The following is a 19,695-nucleotide window of genomic DNA, read 5'->3' as shown; positions in this document are numbered from 1 at the left end:
GCAATCCGGCCGGCGCTGCGTCGCACGCCTGCACCTGCGCCTGTGCCGGTACCTGCGAGCGGTGGACGGCGCCGGCCCCGGTCGCACCGGTGATGCGGAGCGTGCGGCCCGCGGTGAGCTCGTAGGCCTCCTCGCCGAGGCTCTCCTGCCGCGCGGGTTCGACGGCGACAACGATGTCCCCGGCCCGTGGGCTGCCGTGCGCGACGGGTACGGTGCCACGGCCGGCGGCGCGAGATCCCCGGCGAATGTGGTGGCGACCCGGCGGGCGGCCGTGTCGCGCGGGGCGACGACGAGCCGGGTGGTCCTGGCGAAGGAGTAGTGACTCCCCTCCACAGGCGTCCAGTTGGCCAGCGCCGGGACGGTGATGGGCGGTCCGGTCTCGGCTCCCGAGGCGCGGGCGGCCGGTACGGGCCCCGCGAGCAGCAGCGGGGCGGCCGCCGCGGCGCCCGGCAGCCGGGGGAAGGATCCTCTGCGCAGCACTGCAACTCCCTTCGGATGGGGAAGAGATGACGTGGCGGATTCATCGGATCTCGCCGTCCCGATCCAATCCAGCCGCGAGGGATCAAGATTCCCTGCCGAGATACCAAAGAAGTCCAAGGCGTTTGGGCATTTGAGCGTGGACAGGTCCGATCACTGGCGTGCCGACGACCGGCTGCTCGCCGAGGACGGGCTGCTATCGGCGGGGCGGAAGCCGGTGGAGAAGCACGTCGGTGAGCCGGCCCTGCGCCGCCACGGCCGTCATGTACGTGCAGTACGGCTGCCGCCGCCGGTCGGTCGGCGAGCCGGGGTTGAGCAGCCGCAGTCCGCCCGCGGCCGTGGTGTCCCACGGGATGTGGCTGTGCCCGAACACGAGCACGTCCAGGTCGGGAAAGCGCTCGGCGCACCGCCGCTCGCGTCCCTGCGCGGCACCCGTTTCGTGGACGATCCCGAAGCGCAGCCCGCCGAGCTCCGCGCGCGCCACTTCGGGCAGCCTCGACCGCAGCTCCGGACCGTCGTTGTTGCCGTACACGGCGATGAGGCGCCGGGCCCGCGCGGTGAGCAGATCCAAGGTCGCCGAGTCCACCCAGTCGCCCGCGTGGATCACCGCATCGGCCCGGTCGATCTCCTCGAGCAGCGGGCCCGGCAGCTCCCGGGCGCGTTTGGGCACATGGGTGTCGGAGATCAGCAACAGCTTCATCCGCCACCTCCTGCTCGCGCTGCCCGCGGCACTGCGGGGCAAGGGCCACGCTCGACACCATGAAGTATCGAGGTGCGGAATGAAGACGGACACCTGGAGCCGTCACGGTGGGCCTCGGCGGTGACCGGACCGCCGAGCGGTCCGATCCGCCCGGTCAGCCCGCCCGGGCCGTCAGCCTGCCCGGGCCGCACCCGCCGCCGGGTACATCGGGGTCAGGCGCCCGCCGAGGGGCGGTGTTCGCCGTGGCCATCCGCATCCCGTCCGCCCTGCAGTCCGCGAGGACGGTCACATCGGCACCGGCAGCCACGCCACCGGCCCGGAAGGAGCCAGGTGGGTCCGCCCCCGTCTCCCCGGCTGTCCCGTCGGCCTTCCCTCAGACCCGCCCCAACTCCATGATCATCACGGGATAGACGGACACCTCGCGCGTCGCGTACTCCTCGGGCAGCACATTGTCCATCCGCATCCGAAGCTCCTTCCCGGAGCCCGCCTCGAACACGATGCGCCAGCCCCAGCCCTCGCCGTAACTGCCATCCAGCACGAACCCCCCTTCCGCCCCTCGCCGCCCCGAGAGCGACATCGGCACCGGCTTCTGGTGCCAGGAGTCGCCCCAGGTCGCCACGAGCGAGTCGTCCTCACCACCCGCCCCGATGACGATCAGCCCTTCCTGTGGCCCGTCGTCGGGGTGTTCCCAGGCGTACGTGACCGTGGTCAGGTGACCGCCGGCGGCGACCGTCACGGTCGCCGATGCGGGAAATCCGGCGAGCGGATCGGCAGGCATCAGCCGGAACCCGTTCGTGCCCGCCCATGTGCCGGTGAATTCGGAGAGGATCGCCATGGGCCAATCGTGACATAGCGGAACATATGCCCAGGGCAGCGTCGGCGAAGGCCCGTGCTGCGGCCGCGTCCCCCTGTCCTCGCCGGAGGGATTCCCAGCTGGTCGGGCTACGATCGATCACTGCGGTACGAGTGGGACAGCGCATCGCTCAACCGCAACCTGAGGGGTCGTCGTCAAAGTCAGCAAGGAGTCGGCATGAGTCCGATCGCTTCTGATCAAATAGGTCACACCTGCGGATCTGCCGGCCCGTGTCGATCCACGCGTTGACCTCGCAGAGCGTGGCACCAGTTCCGATCCGACAGAGTTGGGAGCGCTCCCGTGTTCTACTACGTGCTCAAATACGTCGTTCTGGGGCCGCTGCTGCGGCTGCTGTTCCGGCCCCGGATCGAAGGGCTCGAGCACATTCCGGCGGACGGGGCGGCGATCGTCGCGGGGAATCATCTGTCGTTCTCCGACCACTTCCTGATGCCGGCGATCCTCAAGCGCCGGATCACCTTCCTCGCCAAGGCCGAATACTTCACCGGGCCGGGGCTCAAGGGCCGGCTGACCGCGGCCTTCTTCCGCAGCGCGGGCCAGATCCCGGTCGACCGCTCGGGCAAGGACGCCGGGCAGGCGGCCATCCGCGAAGGCCTCGGGGTGCTCGGGAAGGGTGAGCTGCTCGGGATCTACCCCGAGGGCACGCGCTCGCACGACGGGCGGCTCTACAAGGGCAAGGTCGGGGTCGCGGTGATGGCCATCAGGGCACAGGTGCCGGTGGTGCCGTGTGCGATGGTCGGGACGTTCGAGATCCAGCCGCCGGGCCAGGTGGTCCCGAAGATCAAGAGGGTGACGATCCGCTTCGGCGAGCCGCTGGACTTCTCGCGCTACGCCGGGATGGAGGGCGAGAAGGCGGTGCTGCGGGCGGTGACCGACGAGATCATCTACGAGATTCTCGCCCTGTCCGGGCAGGAGTACGTGGACGAGTACGCGGCCAAGGTGAAGGCGGCGCAGGCCGCTTCGCAGGCGCAGCCCAGGAAGTTCCCGCGGCTGCGCCGCCGCTGAGGCCCGGCCGCGGGGGACGGGTCAGCCGACGGCCAGGACCGCGTCGAGGTCGAGCAGCCGGCGCAGGGCGAGCGCGTCCGGGGCGACCGCGGTGATCAGCACCGCGGGGCCGGCGAGCGGTGTGAGCACGGCCGTGTCGCCGAGCTGCCGCGACTCGACGGGCTGCCCCTCGAACTCCGGGTCGACGACGAGGAGTTGCCCCACCGCGCGGTGTCCGGCGAGCACGGCGGCGCCGTCCCAGCCGCCCGGTGCGCAGGGACCGTACGCCAGTTCCTGGTCGAGCAGGGGCCGGCCGGCGCGGTGGACGGTGAGGCGCGTGGTGAGGCTTCCGGTGTCCTCCCCGTACCGGCCCAGGATCTGTTCCTCGCGCAGCACCAGCCGTGCGGTCGCGGCGAGTTCGACGCGGGTGCGCATGCGCAGGTCGCTGCCGCGGGCGCTGATGAGCTGTTCGGGCAGCCAGCGCAGCTCGGCGCCCTCCCCCACGGTCAGCGCGATGTCGTACGTGGCCGGATCCGGGATGTACCCGGGCAGGGCGACCGTTGCGGCAGCGGAGTCGATGTGGAGCCTGGCGCCGTCGCGGACGTCCGCCTCGATGGCCAGCCGGTCGCCGCCGAGGGGCGCGCTCATGGCGCCGACGACGGTGACGCGGGTGTACGGTCCGGCGGACCTGGTCCGGCGCAGCGCGAGGGGCCCGGCGCTCTCGAGCACGGGCAGGCCGCCGTCGCGCGTGGCGACGACGCGGGCCGTGGCCTGGACGCTCACGCGGCCGCGGCCCAGGCGGCGAGCTGTGCGCGTACCCAGTCGGCGACGGGGCCGACGCCGCCCTCGCCGGTGAGGGAGGTGAAGGCGACGGGGAGTTCGCCGCGCTGCTCCTTGGCGTCGCGGGCCATGCGCTGCAGATCGGAGCCGACGTACGGGGCGAGGTCGGTCTTGTTGACGACCAGGAGGTCGGCGGTGGTGACCCCGGGGCCTCCCTTGCGGGGGATGTCGTCGCCGCCCGCCACGTCGATGACGAAGATCTGCACGTCGACGAGGCCCCTGGAGAAGGTGGCGGTGAGGTTGTCACCGCCCGACTCGACGAGGATCAGATCGAGCGGCCCCACCGAGTCCTCCAGGTCCTCGACGGCTTCGAGGTTGGCGGAGATGTCGTCGCGGATCGCGGTGTGCGGGCAGGCACCGGTCTCGACGGCCTGGATGCGCTCGGGCGGCAGGACGGCGTTGCGGAGCAGGAACTCGGCGTCCTCGCGGGTGTAGATGTCGTTGGTGACGACGGCGATCGACACCTGGTCGCGCAGGGCACGGCACAGGGCGGCGACGGTCGCGGTCTTCCCGGACCCGACGGGTCCGCCGAGGCCGATCCGCAGGGCGCGGCGGGTGCCGTCGGGACGTGCGGCGTCGGCGCTGGCGGCGATGCCGGTGTCATGGCGGTGGTCGAGGTGCATGGTGCGGCTCCTTGGGGGCTACGAGGCGAAGAGTCGTACGGGCCAGGCGGCGTGCTGCTCGGCGGTGATGTCGAGCAGCGGCGCCGACGCGGCGGGAAGGGCGTCGACGCCGAGCCCGGCGGCCCGCCGGGCCGCATCGGCGGCGCGCCGGGCGACCCGGTCCATGTCGGGGGCGAGCCGGGCGAGGACGGCGGTGGCCTCGAAGGGGTCCAGGCCGAGAAGCCGGACCACGGCGGTGGCGGGCCCGCCGACCGTCTCGTACGCGACACAGTGCGCGGCGTCCTCGGGCCCGAGGCCCGCGGCGCGCGCGGCGATCCCGAGCACGACGGGCTGATGGGCGCCTTTGGGGAACGCCCTTGCCAGCGCGTCCAGGTCGACCGACGGCCAGGCGGCCCGGGCGGCCCGCAGCAGCTGCCTCCCGAGCTTGCGGGACGTGGCCCGCAGCACGGGTGAGGGCGTGCGGGCGTCGGCGGCCGCGTCCAGCTCGCCGGGATCCATCCCCAGCGCCGCCGCCGCGGCCAGCGCGGCGCCGGTCGTCCCCACGGTGTGGAGCCGCCCTCGGCAGAACCCGGCAAGCCCCCCGGCATCCCGGATCCGCCCCGCCTTCACGGCCGCCTCGGCCCCACCGGAATGGGCGTGCCCCCCTGCGGGAAACCTCCCGTCGGCCAGCACCAGCAGCGCCGCCCGCACGCCCTGCCCGCCGTCACCGGGCGCCCCGTGCCGGGCGGCCGGGTCCGGTTCGGCACGCCGCGTCGACGCGGACGCGGGACGGACTGCGCCGACTCCATCGGCCGACGCCCCCGACACCCTTGCGGCACCGGGCCGACCGGTCGGCTCCGGAACGCCCGGCGCCAGGCCGAACCCCCGCACGCCTCCCACCGGCCCCGAGAAGGACGGCGACGCGGTGGACATCGCAGCCGCCGACGACACCGGAACACCACAACCGGACACCGCAGCCTCATCGCACACGACGAAGCCCTCCTCGGACGACACCTCCGACACCCCTGCTGCACCGGGCCGGCCGGTCGGCTCCGGAGCGCCCGGCGCCACGACGCCCGGCTGCCCGAACGCGGCACCGGTGGCCGTGACGTCCGTGGTGCCGGCTGCCGCTCCGGTGCTCCCGGATCGGGTGGCCCGGGCCGGTTCTCTTCGCTCCCTGTGCGTGGTCGCTGTCATCGTCAGAAGAGGAAGTAGCGCTGGGCCATGGGCAGTTCCGCCGCCGGAGCCGGTTCGACGGCTTCGCCGTCGATCGTCACCGTGAAGGTGTCCGCGTCGACCTCGACGCGCGGCAGGGCGTCGTTCTCGCGCATGTCCGACTTCGTCACGCCGCGGGTGCTGCGGATCGAGGCGAAGCGCTTGCCGAGGGCGAGACGGTCGGGCAGGCCGGCGTCGATCGCCTCCGCCGTGGCGAAGTTGACCGAGTTCGTGGCGGGCGCCCGGCCGATGGCGCCGAACATCGGGCGGGGCATGACCGGCTGGGGCGTCGGGATGGACGCGTTGGCGTCGCCCATCTGGGCACAGGCGATCTGGCCGCCCTTGATGACGAGTTGCGGCTTGACGCCGAAGAAGGCCGGTTCCCAGAGCACCAGGTCGGCGAGCTTGCCCGGTTCGACCGAGCCGATCTCGTGGTCCATGCCCTGGGCGACCGCCGGGTTGATCGTGTATTTGGCGACATAGCGACGCGCACGCAGGTTGTCTGCGCGCCCGTCCCCGGGAAGTGCTCCCCGCCGCTTCTTCATGACGTGCGCGGTCTGCCAGGTCCGCAGGATCACCTCCCCCACACGCCCCATGGCCTGGGAGTCCGAGGAGATGATGGAGATCGCGCCGAGGTCGTGCAGCACGTCCTCCGCGGCGATGGTCGACGGCCGGATCCTCGACTCGGCGAAGGCCAGGTCCTCGGGGACGGCCGGGTTGAGATGGTGGCAGACCATCAGCATGTCGAGGTGTTCCTCGATGGTGTTGACGGTGTGCGGCCGGGTGGGATTGGTGGAGCTCGGCAGGACGTAGGGCTCCGAGACGACGGTGATGATGTCCGGCGCGTGCCCGCCGCCCGCGCCCTCGGTGTGGTACGCGTGGATCGTTCGTCCCGCGATCGCGGCGAGGGTGTCGCCGACGAACCCTGCCTCGTTCAGGGTGTCGGTGTGGACGGCGAGTTGCGCGCCGGTCTCCTCGCAGACGCCGAGGCACGAGTCGATGGCCGCGGGCGTGGCACCCCAGTCCTCATGGATCTTGAACCCGACGGCACCGCCCCGCAGTTGTGCGTGCATCGCCTCGCGCGACACGGTGTTGCCCTTGCCGAGCAGCCCGATGTTGACCGGGTAGTGCTCCAGGGCCTCGAACATCCGGGCGAGGTGCCAGGAACCGGGCGTGATCGTCGTGGCCTTGGTGCCCTCGGCGGGACCGGTGCCGCCGCCGACGAGTGTGGTGATGCCGGACGAGAGCGCCTGGTCGACGATGGTCGGCGAGATGAAGTGGACATGGGCGTCGATGGCGCCCGCGGTGACGATCTTCCCGTTGCCCGCGACGACTTCGGTCTCGGGACCGATCACCAGCTCCGGGTGGACCCCGTCCATGGTGTCAGGGTTGCCCGCCTTGCCGATGCCGGTGATCCGGCCGTCGCGGATGCCGATGTCGGCCTTGACGATGCCCCAGTGGTCGAGGATCACCGCGCCGGTGACGACCGTGTCGGGTGCGCCGTCGGCGCGGGTCGCGCGGGACTGGCCCATCGACTCGCGGATCACCTTGCCGCCGCCGAACACGGCCTCGTCGCCCGCGCGTCCGGGCCCGCCGGAGCGGTCTTCCTCGATCTCGACGAGCAGCCCGGTGTCGGCGAGCCGGATCCGGTCGCCGGTCGTGGGCCCGAAGAGGTCCGCGTACACGGCACGTGTCAGCTCAGGCATCGAGTCCGCCTCCGGTCTCTCCCCGCAGCCCCGGTACGACACGGAGACCGGCCAGGGGTACGAGTTCGACGGCGACGGGGATACCGGGCTCGAAGCGCACGGCGGTGCCGGCCGCGATGTTCAGCCGCTGTCCGCGGGCCGCGGCGCGGTCGAAGTCGAGACCGGGATTGGCCTCGGCGAAGTGGTAGTGGGAGCCCACCTGGACCGGGCGGTCGGCGGCGTTGAGCACGGTCAGACGGGTGACTTCGCGGCCCTCGTTCAGCGTGACGGGCTCGTCCGCGTACAGGAACTCTCCGGGAATCATCGCGGCGCTCCCCCGTCAGACGATCGGGTCGTGGACGGTGACGAGCTTGGTGCCGTCCGGGAAGGTGGCCTCGACCTGCACGTCGTGGATCATCTCGGGGATGCCCGCCATGACGTCGTCGCGGGTGAGCACCTTCCGTCCGGAGGCCATGAGCTCCGCGACGGTACGTCCGTCGCGCGCGCCCTCCAGGATGTGCGAGGTGATGAGGGCGATCGCCTCGGGGTGGTTGAGCTTCACCCCGCGGGCCCGGCGCTTCTCGGCCACGTCCGCGGCGACATGGATGAGCAGTCGTTCCTGCTCGTGCGGGGTCAGTTGCACGCTTCCACCTCACAAGTCGTCCGGCGTGGGCCTGTTCGGGCCGACGCGAAGGCCGGCCCGCGTCAACAATGCGTTGACTGCGATGCGAGCTTCGCGTGACCGACGCTTGAACCGTAGGGCGGAAGTTTTTCCGGCGCGTTAACTGATCTCCGCCACCTGCATGGACATCAGCGCACGGAGTCCGTCCTCCAGGGCCTCGACCCGCACGTCACCGAAGAGCGCCTACTGGGCGATGAATCCCTGCGCCGTCGCGATGAGGGTTCGCGCGACGTGGTCGGCCGGCACGTCGACGGCCAGAATCCCGTTGTCCCGGTAGACGCCGACAAGCTTCGACCACGCCTGCCGCATGCCGTCGTACCCCTCGCGGAGGATGCCGGCGAGATGGTCGTTGCGGAGCGTCTCGCCCCAGACCTGGAGGACGAGCCGTGCGAACGCCTGCCGGTCCCCCGGGGACCTGCTCCTCCAGGAACATGTGCAGCTCCCGGCCGAGCAGCACGTCGGGCGTCGGGGGCGGGCTCGTACGCGCCGCTTCCTCGAAAGCCCCGCGAATCCCCGCGAACGCCCCCGCCCTCGCCCTGTGGGCCTTCGCGTGGCCAGCCGCACGCATCGCGCCCCGGGACCTCCCGGTCGGCGTCGCCGGACCGGCCGCGGCCATCGCACAGCTGGAGCAGGGTTTCGAGCGGCGGGAGGGCGCCTTCGACGTCCGTCACTACGCCGACGAGGCCGCGGCCAGGGACGCGGTGGAGGACCGGGCCGTATACGGCGCGGTGCGCGCGGCTGCCGCGGCGCGTGCCGCGGACACCGCCGAGGAGGCGCGAGTAGCCGCTGGTCACCCCCGAGGGGCCGAAGGTGCTGACGGCGTCGGCGGCGAGCCCTGCCGTGGCGCAGCTGCTCAAGGAGTCGGCGGCGGGAGCGGCGCCGGCCGGCGCCGGGCCGGCGGTCGAGGATGTCGTGCCCGCCCCTGCCGGCGACCCCCGGGGCGGCGCGCCGGCCTCCAGCATCCTCCCGCTCGCCCTGGCGGGCGTGCCGGCCGGAGCCATGGTGACGGTGCTCGGGCTGCGCCGGGTGCGGGCGGCGACCGCTCTGCTGGGCTCGGCCGTTCCGGTCGGGATCACCGCGACCGCCGTCGCGCACTCCTGGCTGGGGGTCCTGACCGGCGGCTGGTGGGCGGAGGCGGGGGTCCTCGGACTGACCGTGCCGGCCGTCGGCAGCGGTGTCGCGGGGCTCGCCGCGCTGGTCGGACCGGCCGGGGTCGGCCTGGGCTCCCTGCTGGTCGTGCTGATCGGCAACCCGTTCTCGGGCGTCGCGAGGCGCCGGAGCTGCTGCCCGAGCCGGCCGGAGCCATCGGCCGGTGGCTGCCGCCGGGCGCGGGCGGATCACTCCTGCGGTCTGTGGCGTACTTCGACGGCAGCGCGGCCGGCGGACCGACGCTGACGCTGTGGGCGGCGCTCGGCCTGGCCGCCGTACTGGCCGGAAACCGGCGGACCCTCGCGGCCGGGTCGGCCGACCGGTCCCGTACCGCCGGAGCGGCCGCACCGGCACCGGTCGGCCGAGGCCGCCGACGGCCCCTGCCGGCCCCGTGAGCGACCGCGCGTCCCCGCTGCAGCGGACGGGGGCGCGCGGTCTTTCACGCCTCCCGTACGCCACGCCCGCCGGAAAGCGGCGCCTCAGGCACCGCCACCCTGCGGCCGGTGCTCCGCGGCGATGCCGAAGCGGCCCCGTTCGCCCGGAGCGGACGACGACGGGGTGTGGAGCCTCGACAGCGACGCGGCCACCGGCCCGTCGGCCGGCTGCGCGGCGGCCTCGGAGCGCGCAAGCGCCTCGAGTCGTTCCAGGTCAGCGGCGGAGACCAGGGCCACGAGCGGCTTTCCGTGGCGGGTGACGACCACGCGTTCGCCGCCGTACACGACGCGGTTGATCAGGTCGGCGAGCTCTGCCCGCGCTTGCGTCACCGGAATCTCATAGGCCATGCTCCCCATCATAACGGCCTGTACGTCCTGTACATTTTTCACAGAGACGTGTTGCACGAGGAGAGGGACGCCATGCACCGACCCGCCGCCCGCTACGTTCTGCCGGAGTTCACCGAGCGCACCAGCGCCGGCCTCCGCACCCTCGATCCGTACTCGAAGCTGCTGGAGGAGCGGATCGTCTTCCTCGGTACGACCGTCGACGACACGTCCGCCAACGACGTCGTCGCCCAGCTCCTGTACCTCGAGTACGCGGCCCCCGACCAGGACATCAACCTGTACATCAACTCCCCCGGCGGCCCGATCAGCGCGATGACGTCGATCTACGACACGATGCAGGTGCTGACCTGCGACGTCGCGACGACATGCCTGGGCCAGGCCGCCTCCACCGCCGCTGTACTGCTCGCGGCCGGTGCGCCGGGGAAGCGGATGGCCCTGCCGGGCGCACGCGTCGTGGTCGGGCAGCCCGCCCTTCCGGAGCCCGTGCAGGGGCAGCCGACCGATCTGGACATCCAGGCGCAGGAGTTGCTGCGGCTGCGTGACCAGATCTCCGCCATGCTGGTGCACCACACCGGTCAGAGCCCCGAGCGCGTCGCCGCCGACATCGAACGTGACACGGTGTTCGACGCCGCCGGGGCCGTGGAGTACGGCCTGGTCGACCACCTCATCAAGAACCGCAGGACGTCCGCGGCTTCGTCCGCGGCGCGGTGAAGCGGCCGTGCTGCCCCCGGAACTGCCCCCGCTTCCCGCACTGACCCGCGCCGAAAGCGAGTTCATCGACCGCTATCTCGAAGTGGTCGACCAACTGGGTCGGATCAATCCGGCCAGGGGCGCCCACACCTATGGCGCGCTCCGCGCCGCTCAGGCCCTGGCCGCACGGGCGATCGCTCTGCGGGACGCGCTCGCGCTGATGCACGCCCGCGGCGAGAGCGAGCTGCACGCGCCGACTCTGACCCGCGCCTTGAGGGTGCTGGACGGGGAGCGGAGGGCCGATCGGGTCACCGTCCCGCCGGAGTCGGCGAGTTGACCGAGGCGGCAGCGAGCCGGCGTCGGCGACGCGCCGGGAGGGCCGCAGGCGTACGAGTGGGTGTCGCCCATCCGGCGTAGGTGCGACTTCAACTTTCATGCCTGCCGAGTTGCGCAGCGGGATGGGCCATCCGGTGAAAGGAGCCGCTCAGTTGCTGGTACGAGGCTCGTCATCCGGCCACTGGAAGTGGGCCGAACGGCTTGGTCCACTCGATCGGATCAGTCGTGAGGAGCCTTACATACCCTCGTTTCAACTCGGAAATCGGGCAGTAGGTGCGTCAAGATCCCTGGGACGACAAGCCCCCGCCACCGCGGCGGGGCGGTCCGGGCGGACGCCGAATCCTGCCGCCGCTCCGGATGCCTGGTCGACATGAGTGCTTCGGCAGGAGTGGAGGACCCGAGCAGTTCGGGCCGGCCGCCCACCGCGGCCGGTCCTCGGGGTGAAGCCGCATCCGCGGCCGGGCATCTTCGCAGGTCCGAACCCGACAGGTCATCCTTCACAGGCGGCTGACGAAGGGTTGCGCATGACTGCGCAGACATATTGTCCGTCCCTGCTCTCGCGGACGGGAGCCGTCTCGGCTCTCACTCTCGCCGCCGTCGGCGGCTCCCTGTTGGTCCCGGGCGGCGCGCCGGAGGCGCACGCCGCGTCGGGCCACGCGCTCAAGGCTCTCAAGGTGGCCGCCTCCAAGAGGGGCGCCCCCTACCGGTGGGGAGCCACCGGCCCGTACCGGTTCGACTGCTCGGGGCTCACGCTCTACGCGTTCAAGAAGGCGGGAAAGCGGCTGCCGCGCACGGCGCAGGCCCAGTACAACCGCACGCGCCACATCTCGGCCTCCCACCGGCAGATGGGCGACCTGGTGTTCTTCCACGCCGGCGGATACGTGTATCACGTCGGCATCTACGCGGGAGGCGGAAGGATGTGGCACTCCCCCAAGACCGGCTCCGTCGTGAAGCTGAGCAAGATCTGGACCAAGAGCGTCCGGTACGGGCGCGTGCGCTGACCGGCCGGATCAGCCGGTCGGCCCATTCGGTGACATGTTCCGCGGGGCGCGGGCTACTCGTACGGTATGCCTGACGACCAGAGCCCCGGCGCCCCGCGGAACGACGACGCACGACCGGACGACGAAGAGCTCGACGACGGACGGCGCGAGACCGAGCCGGAGCGCGCCGACCGCAACTTCGCCGAGCTGCTGCAGGAGCTGCGGGTCATCCAGACTGGCGTCCAGATCCTGTTCGCCTTTCTGCTCACGCTGGCCTTCACGGCGCGGTTCCCGTCCCTCGACTCGTTCCAGCGCGGCACGTACGTGACCACGCTGCTGCTCGCCGTGGCGGCCGCGGCGCTGTTCACCGCGCCCGCCGCGGTGCATCGCGGCCTCTTCCGCAGGGGTGCCAAGGAGGAGATCGTGCAGGTCTCCTCCCGGCTGGCGGGCATCGGCCTGGCGGTGCTCGCGCTGGCGCTGGCCTCCGCGATGCTCCTGGTCGTCGACGTCGTGCACGGCACACCGGAGGGCATCGCGGCCGCTGCGGTGACGCTGCTCATCTGTGCCGCGCTCTGGGCAGTCCTGCCGTGGGCCATGGCCCGGAGCCTCAACGGGCGAGGGGAGGGCTCACCAGCGTCGGGCCGAGGGCCGTCAGCGCCCCGCCGCTGACCCCCTCCACGGCCCGCGAGGTACGCGGCCGGCGCAGCCACCGCCACAGCCGGTCCAACGCAGCGCGACGAGCGGGAACCACACCGGCACGAGCACGAGGCCGGCCGGCAGAAGCGTCCGCGGCAGCACGGGCGCGCCGACCGGAACGAACGGCGGCAGCAGGCCGAGGAAGAGCACCGGCGCCTTGGGGTTCAGCGCATCGGCCGGAAAGCCCTGACGCAGGCTGCGCACGGTCCCGGCGGGCACCGGCCGCTCGCCTTCGTCCCGGGCCGCCCGTACCGGCCGGAGCGCGCTGCGCAGGGCCCGCACGCCGAGGCCGCTCGCCTTCGTCCCGGGCCGCCCGTACCGGCCGGAGCGCGCTGCGCAGGGCCCGCACGCCGAGGTGGAGGGTACGCCCCACCCGACCTTCCGGCGCACGATCTCGGTGGCACACCGCGGCGACGAGTCCGGTCCCGCTGCCCGCTCCCTGCGGGCGCTGCCGCGGGCGGGTTCGCGCAGGCCGCGTGAGGCACTGGTGTGAGGCTCAGTGAACGGAGAACCCGCCGTCGACGAAGATCGACTGCCCGGTCACATAGGCGGAGGCGCGGCTCGCCAGGAACACCGCCGCGCCCGCGAAGTCATCGGCCAGCCCGTTGCGCCCGACCATCGTGCGCGCGGCCAGCGCCGCCACCTTCTCGGGGTCCGAGGACAGCCGCGTGTTGAGCGGCGTCATCACGAATCCCGGCACCAGCGTGTTGCAGGTGACGCCGTACGGCGACCATGCCTCGGCCTGTGAGCGGGCCAGCGACTCCAGCGCCCCCTTGGAAACCCCGTACGCGCCGCTCTGGACGAACGCTCGGTGCGCCTGCTGGGAGGTGATGTGGATGATCCGGCCGAATCCCCGTTCGGCCATGCCGGGCCCGAACCGCCGGCCCAGCAGATACGGCGCCTCCAGGTTCACGGCCATGGTGGTGTCCCACACGTCCTCGTCCAGCTCGCCCATCGGCGGGCGCAGGTTGACCCCGGCGCAGTTGACGAGGATGTCGGGCTCCCCGAAGGCCTCGACCGCCTCCTCGGCCGCCGTGCGCACACCGTCGCGGCTGCTCAGGTCGGCGCTCACCCAGGCTGCCCGGCAGCCGTGGGCGGCCAGTTCGCCGACCGTGGCGGCCAGCTCCGCCTCCTTGCGTGCCACGACCACGACGTCCGCCCCTGCGCGCGCGAGGGCCCCGGCGATGGCCCGGCCGATGCCCGAGCTGCCGCCGGTCACCACGGCCACCCGGCCTTCCAGCGAGAACAGTTCGGAGAGATACGCCTGCGAGATCATCCCCGCACACTAGTCGGCAGGCCCTCGGGGCGGGCCGGGGCGGTGCCGACCGGTTCAGTCCGGGTTCCGGACGGGGGCCGTGGTCCACGGAAGGGCGATCCAGACGGTCTTGCCGCCGTCGGGAGTCGGGGTCACGGAGAGCTCTCCGCCGTACTCGGTGGTGAGCCAGCGGATGATCACCATGCCGCGTCCGTTGTCCTGTTGGACGGCCGCGGGCAACCGCTGCGGCCAGCGCGGATGGCTGTCGGTGACCCCGACACGCAGGTGCTCGTCGCGCTCCAGGCGGAGGTCGACGGTGAAGGTCGGCGACTGCCCGAAGGTGTGCTGCACGGCGTTGGTGGCGAGTTCGGAGACGATCAGCCGGACGGTGTCGGCCGTTTCCGCCTCACCGGGGAGGCCCCATTCGGTGAGGACTCCGGTGACATATCGCCGGGCGGCGGAGACCGAGGCGGGATCGCTCGGCAGAGTGACGGAGGCTTCCAGGTGGTCTGCCATGGCGAGCTGTCCCTTTCCCGCCGGGGCCGGATGCCGGCACGTGGCGACACGGAGCGGATGATGCACCGGAGCGGCCTCGGACTGTGCTTCGCGCCAGACTGCCACCGTTGATGCCGCTGTTGGCGGCGATCCACCAAGATATGCATATATCTGTCGCTCGAAGCGGTGAACTCTGCGACGCGAGAACGTATTTGGGCGCAGACTTGGTGGCTGCCGTTTCGGTGCCCTCGGTCCGCCGGGCGGCTCGGGTCCGATCCGGAGGAGGGGCCCTGGTACCGGAAGGAGGCGGCGGGCATGCGGCACGGTCCCGCGGTGCGTCGGCGCAAGCTCGGTGAGGAGCTGCGCGGGCTGCGCCTCGGCGCGGGTCTCACCAGCCGGGAGGCCGCCCGGCTCGTGGGGTGGCACCAGTCGAAGGTGAGCCGGATCGAGACCGGCACGAGCGGTGTGAAACCGGCCGATGTGGTGCGGCTGCTCGATGCGTACGACGTCACCGACGCGCGGCTGCGCGAACTGCTCGAGGCGCTGGCGGGCTCGGCAGGCGGCGGGGGCACCGGCTGGTGGCACGCCTATCGCGGGGTGATCCCGCCCCAGTACCGGGACTTCATCAGTCTGGAGTCGCAGGCGAGCGCCGCGCGCACGCTGGAGACCTCGGTGGTGCCGGGGCTCCTGCAGACCCCGGACTACGCGCGGGCGGTGACCCGTTCCGCGCTGGACGGGGTGCCTGCGGCGACGGTGGACTCGCTGGTTGAGGTGCGGCTCGCCCGCCAGGAGGTGCTGCACGCGGAGCGTCCCCTGACGTTGAGCGCGGTCCTGGACGAAGCGGTGCTGCGGCGGCAGGTGGGCGGGCGGGGGGTTATGCGCGGGCAGCTGGCGCGGGTGCTGGAGCAGGCCCAACTCCCCCACGTGCGGCTGCAGGTGCTCCCGTTCTCGACGGGCGGCTATGCGGGCCTTACCGGACCTTTCGTAATTTTCTCGTTTCCGGCCACTTCTGATCTGGACGTGGTTGTTCTTGACCATCTGACGAGTAGCCTCTACCTGGAGCGGAAAGAAGACCTCGAGGCGTACGGCGCCGCGTTCCGCACCATGCAGGCGCATGCCCTGTCGTTCCAGGACTCGTTGGATCTCATCGCCGGGATCGCCGACGGCGCGTAGGGAAGGCACACACATGTCTGCTCACCACGCACGGATACGCACCCAGATCTGCACCCCTTGGCGGCGCAGCAGCCGCAGCGTCGGAATGAACAACTGCGTCGAGACGGCCCGATACGCGGACGGCGGTCTGGCCGTGCGCGACTCCAAGAACGTCGAGCGGCCGCATCTGCGTCTCTCTCCCGAGGCATGGACCGGTTTCCTGCGCGGGCTGCGACGCGAGGACGCCTGACGGGTCGGCGGCGGCGGCCGCGTAACTCACCGCGGCGGCGCGGTCCGCAGGATCGTGCCGAGCGCCGCCTGGATCTGCTGTTCCGTGAGGTCGGCCCGCGCGGTCAGCCGGATCCGCGAGATCCCGTCCGGCACGGACGGCGGCCGGAAGCACCCGACGGCCAGACCCGCGGCACGGCAGTCCGCCGCCCACCGCACGGCCGACTCCGGCGACGGAGCCTGTACGGACACGACGGCCGCGTCCGGACGGGCGGCCGTCAGTCCGGCTCCGGTCAGCCGCTCGTACAGCGTCGTGGCGACGGTACGGGCCCGCTCGGCGAGAGCCGGCTCGCGCCGCAGCAGCCGCAGGCTCGCCAGGGCGGCGCCCACCGCGGCCGGGGCCAGGCCGGTGTCGAAGATGAACGTCCGCGCGGCGTTCACCAGATGGTCGATCACCCGCGCAGGGCCGAGGACCGCACCGCCCTGGCTGCCAAGGGACTTGGACAGCGTCAGGGTGGCGACGACGCCCGTGGCACCCTCGAGCCGGGCGGCGTGCAGGGCGCCCCGGCCGCCGTCACCGAGCACCCCGAAGCCGTGCGCGTCGTCGACCATGAGAGCGGCCCCGTGCGTGCGGCAGGCCTCGGCGAGACCGGTCAGCGGGGCGGCGTCGCCGTCCACCGAGAAAACCGAGTCGGTGACGACGAGGGCGCGCCGCCCGGGGTGCGCTTCGAGCGTCTTGCGCACGGCCTCGGGATCGGCGTGCGGGACGACCGCCGTCTCGGCCCGCGAGAGCCGGCAGCCGTCGACGATGGAGGCATGGTTGCCCGCGTCCGAGACGGTCAGGGAGCCGTGGGCGCTGAGCGCGGTGAGTGCGGCGAGGTTCGCGGCGTACCCGGAGGAGAACACCAGGGCGGCCTCGAAACCGCAGAACTCGGCCAGTTCGCGCTCCAGTTCAGCGTGCAGCTCGGTGCTGCCGGTGACGAGCCGCGAGCCGGTGGCGCCGGCGCCCCAGCGCCGGGCGGCCTCGGCCGCCGCCTCGGTGATCTCCGGCCGCCGGGTGAGGCCGAGATAGTCGTTGCTCGCGAGATCGAGCACGGCGGCGCCGGATGGGCGCGGCCGGACTGTCCGTACGAGACCGGCTTCCGCCCGGAGGCGTGCCGCGTCGGCGGTCCACTCGAAGGGATCCTGGGGCAGGGCCTGCGGCATGACGGTCCGGTCCTTTTGTAGGCAGCGGACAGACCCTAGCCCGGGACAGCAGAGGTCAGAGTGTGGCCATGCACACACCTCATTCCGCGCGTGTTGTCGAGTTCCTCCTTGGCCCGGGGGTGTCCGGTAGGCAAGGATCTGCGCCATGGACCTCCTGAACACGCTGGTGGACAAGGGCCTGCGGCGCGAGCTGCCGACCCGCGCAGAAGCGCTCGCCGTGCTGGCGACCTCCGACGACGATCTGCTCGAAGTGGTGGCCGCGGCCGGAAAGGTGCGCCGTCAGTGGTTCGGGCGGCGGGTGAAGCTGAACTATCTGGTCAATCTCAAGTCGGGCCTGTGCCCCGAGGACTGCTCCTACTGTTCCCAGCGGCTGGGCTCCAAGGCGGACATCCTCAAGTACACCTGGCTGAAGCCTGACGAGGCGTCGAAGGCGGCCGCCGCCGGGGTCGCGGGCGGCGCGAAGCGGGTGTGCCTGGTCGCCAGTGGCCGCGGTCCGACGGACCGGGACGTCGACCGGGTGTCGCAGACCATCGAGGCGATCAAGGAGCAGAACGAGGGCGTCGAGGTGTGCGCCTGCCTCGGCCTGCTCTCCGACGGGCAGGCGGAGCGGCTGCGGTCCGCGGGCGCCGACGCGTACAACCACAACCTCAACACGTCCGAGGGGACGTACGGGGACATCACGACCACGCACACCTACGCCGACCGGGTGGACACCGTCCAGAAGGCGCACGCGGCCGGGCTGTCGGCGTGCTCCGGTCTGATCGCGGGCATGGGCGAGAGCGACGAGGACCTGGTCGACGTGGTGTTCGCGCTGCGCGAGCTGGACCCGGACTCGGTGCCGGTGAACTTCCTGATCCCGTTCGAGGGCACGCCGCTCGCCGAGGAGTGGAATCTGACGCCGCAGCGGGCGCTGCGGATCCTCGCCATGGTGCGGTTCGTCTGCCCGGACGTGGAGGTACGGCTCGCGGGCGGCCGCGAGGTGCATCTGCGCACGCTCCAGCCGCTGGCGCTGCACCTGGCCAACTCGATCTTCCTCGGCGACTACCTGACCAGCGAGGGCCAGGCGGGCCATGCGGACCTCGAGATGATCGCGGACGCGGGCTTCGAGGTCGAGGGCGCGGACACGACGACGCTGCCGGAGCACCGGGGGAACGCGCCGGCGGGCGGCTGCGGCTCGCACGGGGGCGGCGGCTGCGAGCCGTGCGGTGACGCCGCGCCGGAAACCCCGGAGACCGCGAGCGCCACCTCGGCGCGGCCCGATCTGGTGGCGGTGCGCCGCCGGGGCGCCGGGACGGACCTCGCACCCAATGCGTAGTCCCGGCGCGCGCGAACTCGTGGCCCTGGACCGGGCCCATGTCTGGCACCCGTACGGCCCGATGCCGGGCCGTACGGACCCGCTGGTCGTCGAGTCCGCGTCAGGCGTACGGCTCCGGCTCGCCGAACCGGCGTACGGACAGCACGAATTGGTCGACGGCATGTCCTCGTGGTGGTCGGCGGTCCACGGCTACAACCACCCCGTGCTCAACGAGGCGGCACGCGGCCAACTGGACCGCATGAGCCATGTGATGTTCGGCGGCCTCACCCATGAACCGGCCGTCCGGCTCGCCACCCGGCTGGTCGAGATCACCCCTGAGCCGCTCCGGCACGTCTTCCTCTGCGACTCGGGCTCGGTGTCCGTCGAGGTCGCGGTGAAGATGTGCCTGCAGTACTGGCGCTCGGTCGGCCGCCCGGCCAAGCAGCGGCTGCTGACCTGGCGCGGCGGGTACCACGGGGACACCTGGCAGCCGATGTCGGTCTGCGACCCCGAGGGCGGCATGCACGACCTGTGGTCGGGTGTGCTGCCACGGCAGATCTTCGCGGACGCGCCGCCGGTCGCGTACGAGGAGACGTACGCGGACCATCTGCGCGCGCTCGTCGCGCGGCACGCGGACGAGCTGGCCGCGGTGATCGTGGAGCCGGTGGTGCAGGGAGCGGGCGGGATGCGCTTCCACTCCCCCGCGTATCTGCGGGTGCTCCGGGAGGCGTGCGACGCGCACGGCGTGCTGCTCGTGTTCGACGAGATCGCCACCGGCTTCGGGCGGACGGGGACGCTGTTCGCCGCCGAGCACGCGCCTGTCCCGCCCGATGTCATGTGTCTCGGCAAGGCGCTGACCGGCGGTTATCTGACGATGGCGGCGACCTTGTGCACGGGGCGGGTCGCGGAGGGGATCTCGCAGGGTGAGGTGCCCGTCCTCGCCCACGGGCCGACGTTCATGGGGAACCCGCTGGCGGCTGCGGTGGCGTGCGCCTCGATCGACCTGCTGCTCGGTCAGGACTGGGCGCAGGAGGTCAAGCGCCTGGAGGCGGGCCTGCGGGAGGGGCTTGCGGAGGCGGCGTCGCTGGAAGGGGTGCGGGAGGTCCGCGTCCTCGGCGGCATCGGGGTGGTGCAGCTGGACCACCCCGTGGACATGGCCGCGGCCACGGAGGCGGCGGTACGCGAGGGGGTGTGGCTCCGCCCGTTCCGGGACCTGGTGTACACGATGCCGCCGTACGTGACGGGCGACGAGGACCTCGCTCGCATCACGCGCGCGGTACGGGCGGCCGCGTCGGCGGGGTGACGCGGGCCTTCACCGGAGCCCGTCCGGCGTGCGGGTCCGCCGCTTGCGCCCGCCGCAGGTGCTCCCCGGCCCGGCG

The 19,695-nt window shown here is 72.4% G+C and carries 23 protein-coding genes, 2 pseudogenes and 1 riboswitch; of the genes and pseudogenes, 11 read left to right on the top strand and 14 right to left on the bottom strand.

All coding sequences use genetic code 11. From position 1 onward, the window contains the following. Window positions 1-61 precede the first annotated feature (61 nt). Window positions 62-319, top strand: a complete 258-nt coding sequence (locus ABT078_RS32540; protein WP_351234143.1) for a hypothetical protein — start codon at window positions 62-64, stop codon at window positions 317-319. Between the two features lie 354 nt (window positions 320-673). Here ABT078_RS32540 and ABT078_RS32535 read toward each other — a convergent pair whose 3' ends face one another. Both ABT078_RS32535 and ABT078_RS32530 read right to left on the bottom strand, forming a co-directional pair. Then, window positions 674-1,177, bottom strand: a complete 504-nt coding sequence (locus ABT078_RS32535) for a metallophosphoesterase family protein (RefSeq protein WP_351234141.1) — start codon at window positions 1,175-1,177, stop codon at window positions 674-676. A 373-nt stretch (window positions 1,178-1,550) separates the two neighbouring features. Continuing rightward, window positions 1,551-2,012, bottom strand: coding sequence for a hypothetical protein (locus ABT078_RS32530; protein WP_351234139.1), 462 nt, complete (start codon window positions 2,010-2,012; stop codon window positions 1,551-1,553). Window positions 2,013-2,330: 318 nt separating this feature from the next. Here ABT078_RS32530 and ABT078_RS32525 point away from each other — a divergent pair, with 318 nt between their 5' ends. Further along, complete coding sequence (locus tag ABT078_RS32525; protein ID WP_351234137.1) at window positions 2,331-3,053, top strand: lysophospholipid acyltransferase family protein; 723 nt, start codon at window positions 2,331-2,333, stop codon at window positions 3,051-3,053. A 21-nt stretch (window positions 3,054-3,074) separates the two neighbouring features. On the opposite strand, the gene ABT078_RS32520 is transcribed toward ABT078_RS32525, so the two are convergent. The 7 genes and pseudogenes from ABT078_RS32520 to ABT078_RS32490 all read right to left on the bottom strand — a co-directional run. Next, entirely contained in the window at window positions 3,075-3,815 is a 741-nt protein-coding gene (locus ABT078_RS32520; protein WP_351234135.1) for an urease accessory protein UreD, read from the bottom strand. Further along, window positions 3,812-4,495, bottom strand: a complete 684-nt coding sequence (gene ureG, locus ABT078_RS32515) for an urease accessory protein UreG (RefSeq protein ID WP_351234133.1) — start codon at window positions 4,493-4,495, stop codon at window positions 3,812-3,814. Before ureG ends, ABT078_RS32520 begins: the two co-directional genes overlap by 4 nt. A gap of 18 nt (window positions 4,496-4,513) precedes the next feature. Next, the gene (locus ABT078_RS32510; protein ID WP_351234184.1) at window positions 4,514-5,185 is read right to left on the bottom strand and encodes an urease accessory protein UreF; all 672 of its coding nucleotides are present in this window, start codon (window positions 5,183-5,185) and stop codon (window positions 4,514-4,516) included. Window positions 5,186-5,673: 488 nt separating this feature from the next. Beyond that, a complete protein-coding gene (locus ABT078_RS32505) occupies window positions 5,674-7,395 on the bottom strand; it encodes an urease subunit alpha (RefSeq protein ID WP_351234131.1) in 1,722 nt (573 codons plus the stop codon). Continuing rightward, entirely contained in the window at window positions 7,388-7,699 is a 312-nt protein-coding gene (locus tag ABT078_RS32500) for an urease subunit beta (protein ID WP_351234126.1), read from the bottom strand. Before ABT078_RS32500 ends, ABT078_RS32505 begins: the two co-directional genes overlap by 8 nt. 15 nt (window positions 7,700-7,714) lie before the next feature. Then, window positions 7,715-8,017 (bottom strand): urease subunit gamma, encoded by a 303-nt coding sequence (locus ABT078_RS32495; protein ID WP_351234124.1) that lies wholly within the window; start codon window positions 8,015-8,017, stop codon window positions 7,715-7,717. A gap of 138 nt (window positions 8,018-8,155) precedes the next feature. Beyond that, window positions 8,156-8,576: pseudogene (locus ABT078_RS32490) on the bottom strand (TetR family transcriptional regulator C-terminal domain-containing protein); the annotation flags it as partial. On the opposite strand from ABT078_RS32490, the pseudogene ABT078_RS32485 reads away from it, so the two are divergent. Further along, window positions 8,488-9,600: pseudogene (locus tag ABT078_RS32485) on the top strand (ABC transporter permease). The pseudogenes ABT078_RS32490 and ABT078_RS32485 sit on opposite strands and share 89 nt — an antisense overlap. An 84-nt stretch (window positions 9,601-9,684) precedes the next feature. On the opposite strand, the gene ABT078_RS32480 reads toward ABT078_RS32485, so the two are convergent. Beyond that, on the bottom strand, window positions 9,685-9,987 hold the full coding sequence (locus ABT078_RS32480) for a type II toxin-antitoxin system Phd/YefM family antitoxin (protein ID WP_351234122.1): 303 nt from the start codon (window positions 9,985-9,987) through the stop codon (window positions 9,685-9,687). A gap of 72 nt (window positions 9,988-10,059) precedes the next feature. Here ABT078_RS32480 and ABT078_RS32475 point away from each other — a divergent pair, with 72 nt between their 5' ends. From ABT078_RS32475 to ABT078_RS32460, 4 genes are all read left to right on the top strand, one after another. Beyond that, entirely contained in the window at window positions 10,060-10,695 is a 636-nt protein-coding gene (locus ABT078_RS32475; protein ID WP_351234120.1) for an ATP-dependent Clp protease proteolytic subunit, read from the top strand. Between the two features lie 7 nt (window positions 10,696-10,702). After that, a complete protein-coding gene (locus tag ABT078_RS32470; RefSeq protein ID WP_351234118.1) occupies window positions 10,703-11,011 on the top strand; it encodes a hypothetical protein in 309 nt (102 codons plus the stop codon). A 364-nt stretch (window positions 11,012-11,375) separates the two neighbouring features. After that, window positions 11,376-11,531: riboswitch (cyclic di-AMP (ydaO/yuaA leader) on the top strand. 3 nt (window positions 11,532-11,534) lie between these two features. Next, complete coding sequence (locus ABT078_RS32465; RefSeq protein WP_351234116.1) at window positions 11,535-12,011, top strand: C40 family peptidase; 477 nt, start codon at window positions 11,535-11,537, stop codon at window positions 12,009-12,011. A gap of 66 nt (window positions 12,012-12,077) precedes the next feature. Beyond that, on the top strand, window positions 12,078-12,659 hold the full coding sequence (locus ABT078_RS32460) for a DUF6328 family protein (RefSeq protein WP_351234114.1): 582 nt from the start codon (window positions 12,078-12,080) through the stop codon (window positions 12,657-12,659). On the opposite strand, the gene ABT078_RS32455 is transcribed toward ABT078_RS32460, so the two are convergent. From ABT078_RS32455 to ABT078_RS32445, 3 genes are all read right to left on the bottom strand, one after another. Continuing rightward, window positions 12,642-12,968: a hypothetical protein gene (locus ABT078_RS32455; protein WP_502981414.1), complete on the bottom strand. Its 327-nt coding sequence runs from the start codon at window positions 12,966-12,968 to the stop codon at window positions 12,642-12,644. The genes ABT078_RS32460 and ABT078_RS32455 overlap by 18 nt on opposite strands. A gap of 214 nt (window positions 12,969-13,182) precedes the next feature. Further along, a complete protein-coding gene (locus tag ABT078_RS32450; protein WP_351234112.1) occupies window positions 13,183-13,962 on the bottom strand; it encodes an SDR family NAD(P)-dependent oxidoreductase in 780 nt (259 codons plus the stop codon). Window positions 13,963-14,016: 54 nt separating this feature from the next. Further along, a complete protein-coding gene (locus ABT078_RS32445) occupies window positions 14,017-14,457 on the bottom strand; it encodes an ATP-binding protein (RefSeq protein ID WP_351234109.1) in 441 nt (146 codons plus the stop codon). Window positions 14,458-14,751: 294 nt separating this feature from the next. On the opposite strand from ABT078_RS32445, the gene ABT078_RS32440 reads away from it, so the two are divergent. After that, a complete protein-coding gene (locus tag ABT078_RS32440) occupies window positions 14,752-15,609 on the top strand; it encodes a helix-turn-helix domain-containing protein (RefSeq protein ID WP_351234107.1) in 858 nt (285 codons plus the stop codon). Window positions 15,610-15,622: 13 nt separating this feature from the next. Continuing rightward, the gene (locus ABT078_RS32435; protein ID WP_351234105.1) at window positions 15,623-15,838 is read left to right on the top strand and encodes a DUF397 domain-containing protein; all 216 of its coding nucleotides are present in this window, start codon (window positions 15,623-15,625) and stop codon (window positions 15,836-15,838) included. A 26-nt stretch (window positions 15,839-15,864) separates the two neighbouring features. On the opposite strand, the gene ABT078_RS32430 is transcribed toward ABT078_RS32435, so the two are convergent. Then, complete coding sequence (locus ABT078_RS32430; protein ID WP_502981417.1) at window positions 15,865-17,010, bottom strand: 8-amino-7-oxononanoate synthase; 1,146 nt, start codon at window positions 17,008-17,010, stop codon at window positions 15,865-15,867. 157 nt (window positions 17,011-17,167) lie between these two features. Between ABT078_RS32430 and bioB the strand changes: the two genes are divergently transcribed. Both bioB and ABT078_RS32420 read left to right on the top strand, forming a co-directional pair. Then, entirely contained in the window at window positions 17,168-18,337 is a 1,170-nt protein-coding gene (gene bioB / locus ABT078_RS32425; protein ID WP_351234101.1) for a biotin synthase BioB, read from the top strand. Continuing rightward, window positions 18,330-19,619 (top strand): adenosylmethionine--8-amino-7-oxononanoate transaminase, encoded by a 1,290-nt coding sequence (locus ABT078_RS32420; RefSeq protein ID WP_351234099.1) that lies wholly within the window; start codon window positions 18,330-18,332, stop codon window positions 19,617-19,619. The genes bioB and ABT078_RS32420 overlap by 8 nt, the downstream gene beginning before the upstream one ends. Window positions 19,620-19,695 lie beyond the last annotated feature (76 nt).

This window comes from Streptomyces sp. NPDC002133 (assembly GCF_040296405.1).
GTDB lineage: Bacteria > Actinomycetota > Actinomycetes > Streptomycetales > Streptomycetaceae > Streptomyces.
Note: the sequence above shows the minus strand (reverse complement) of the source record. Positions and strands in the feature narration are given on the sequence as shown.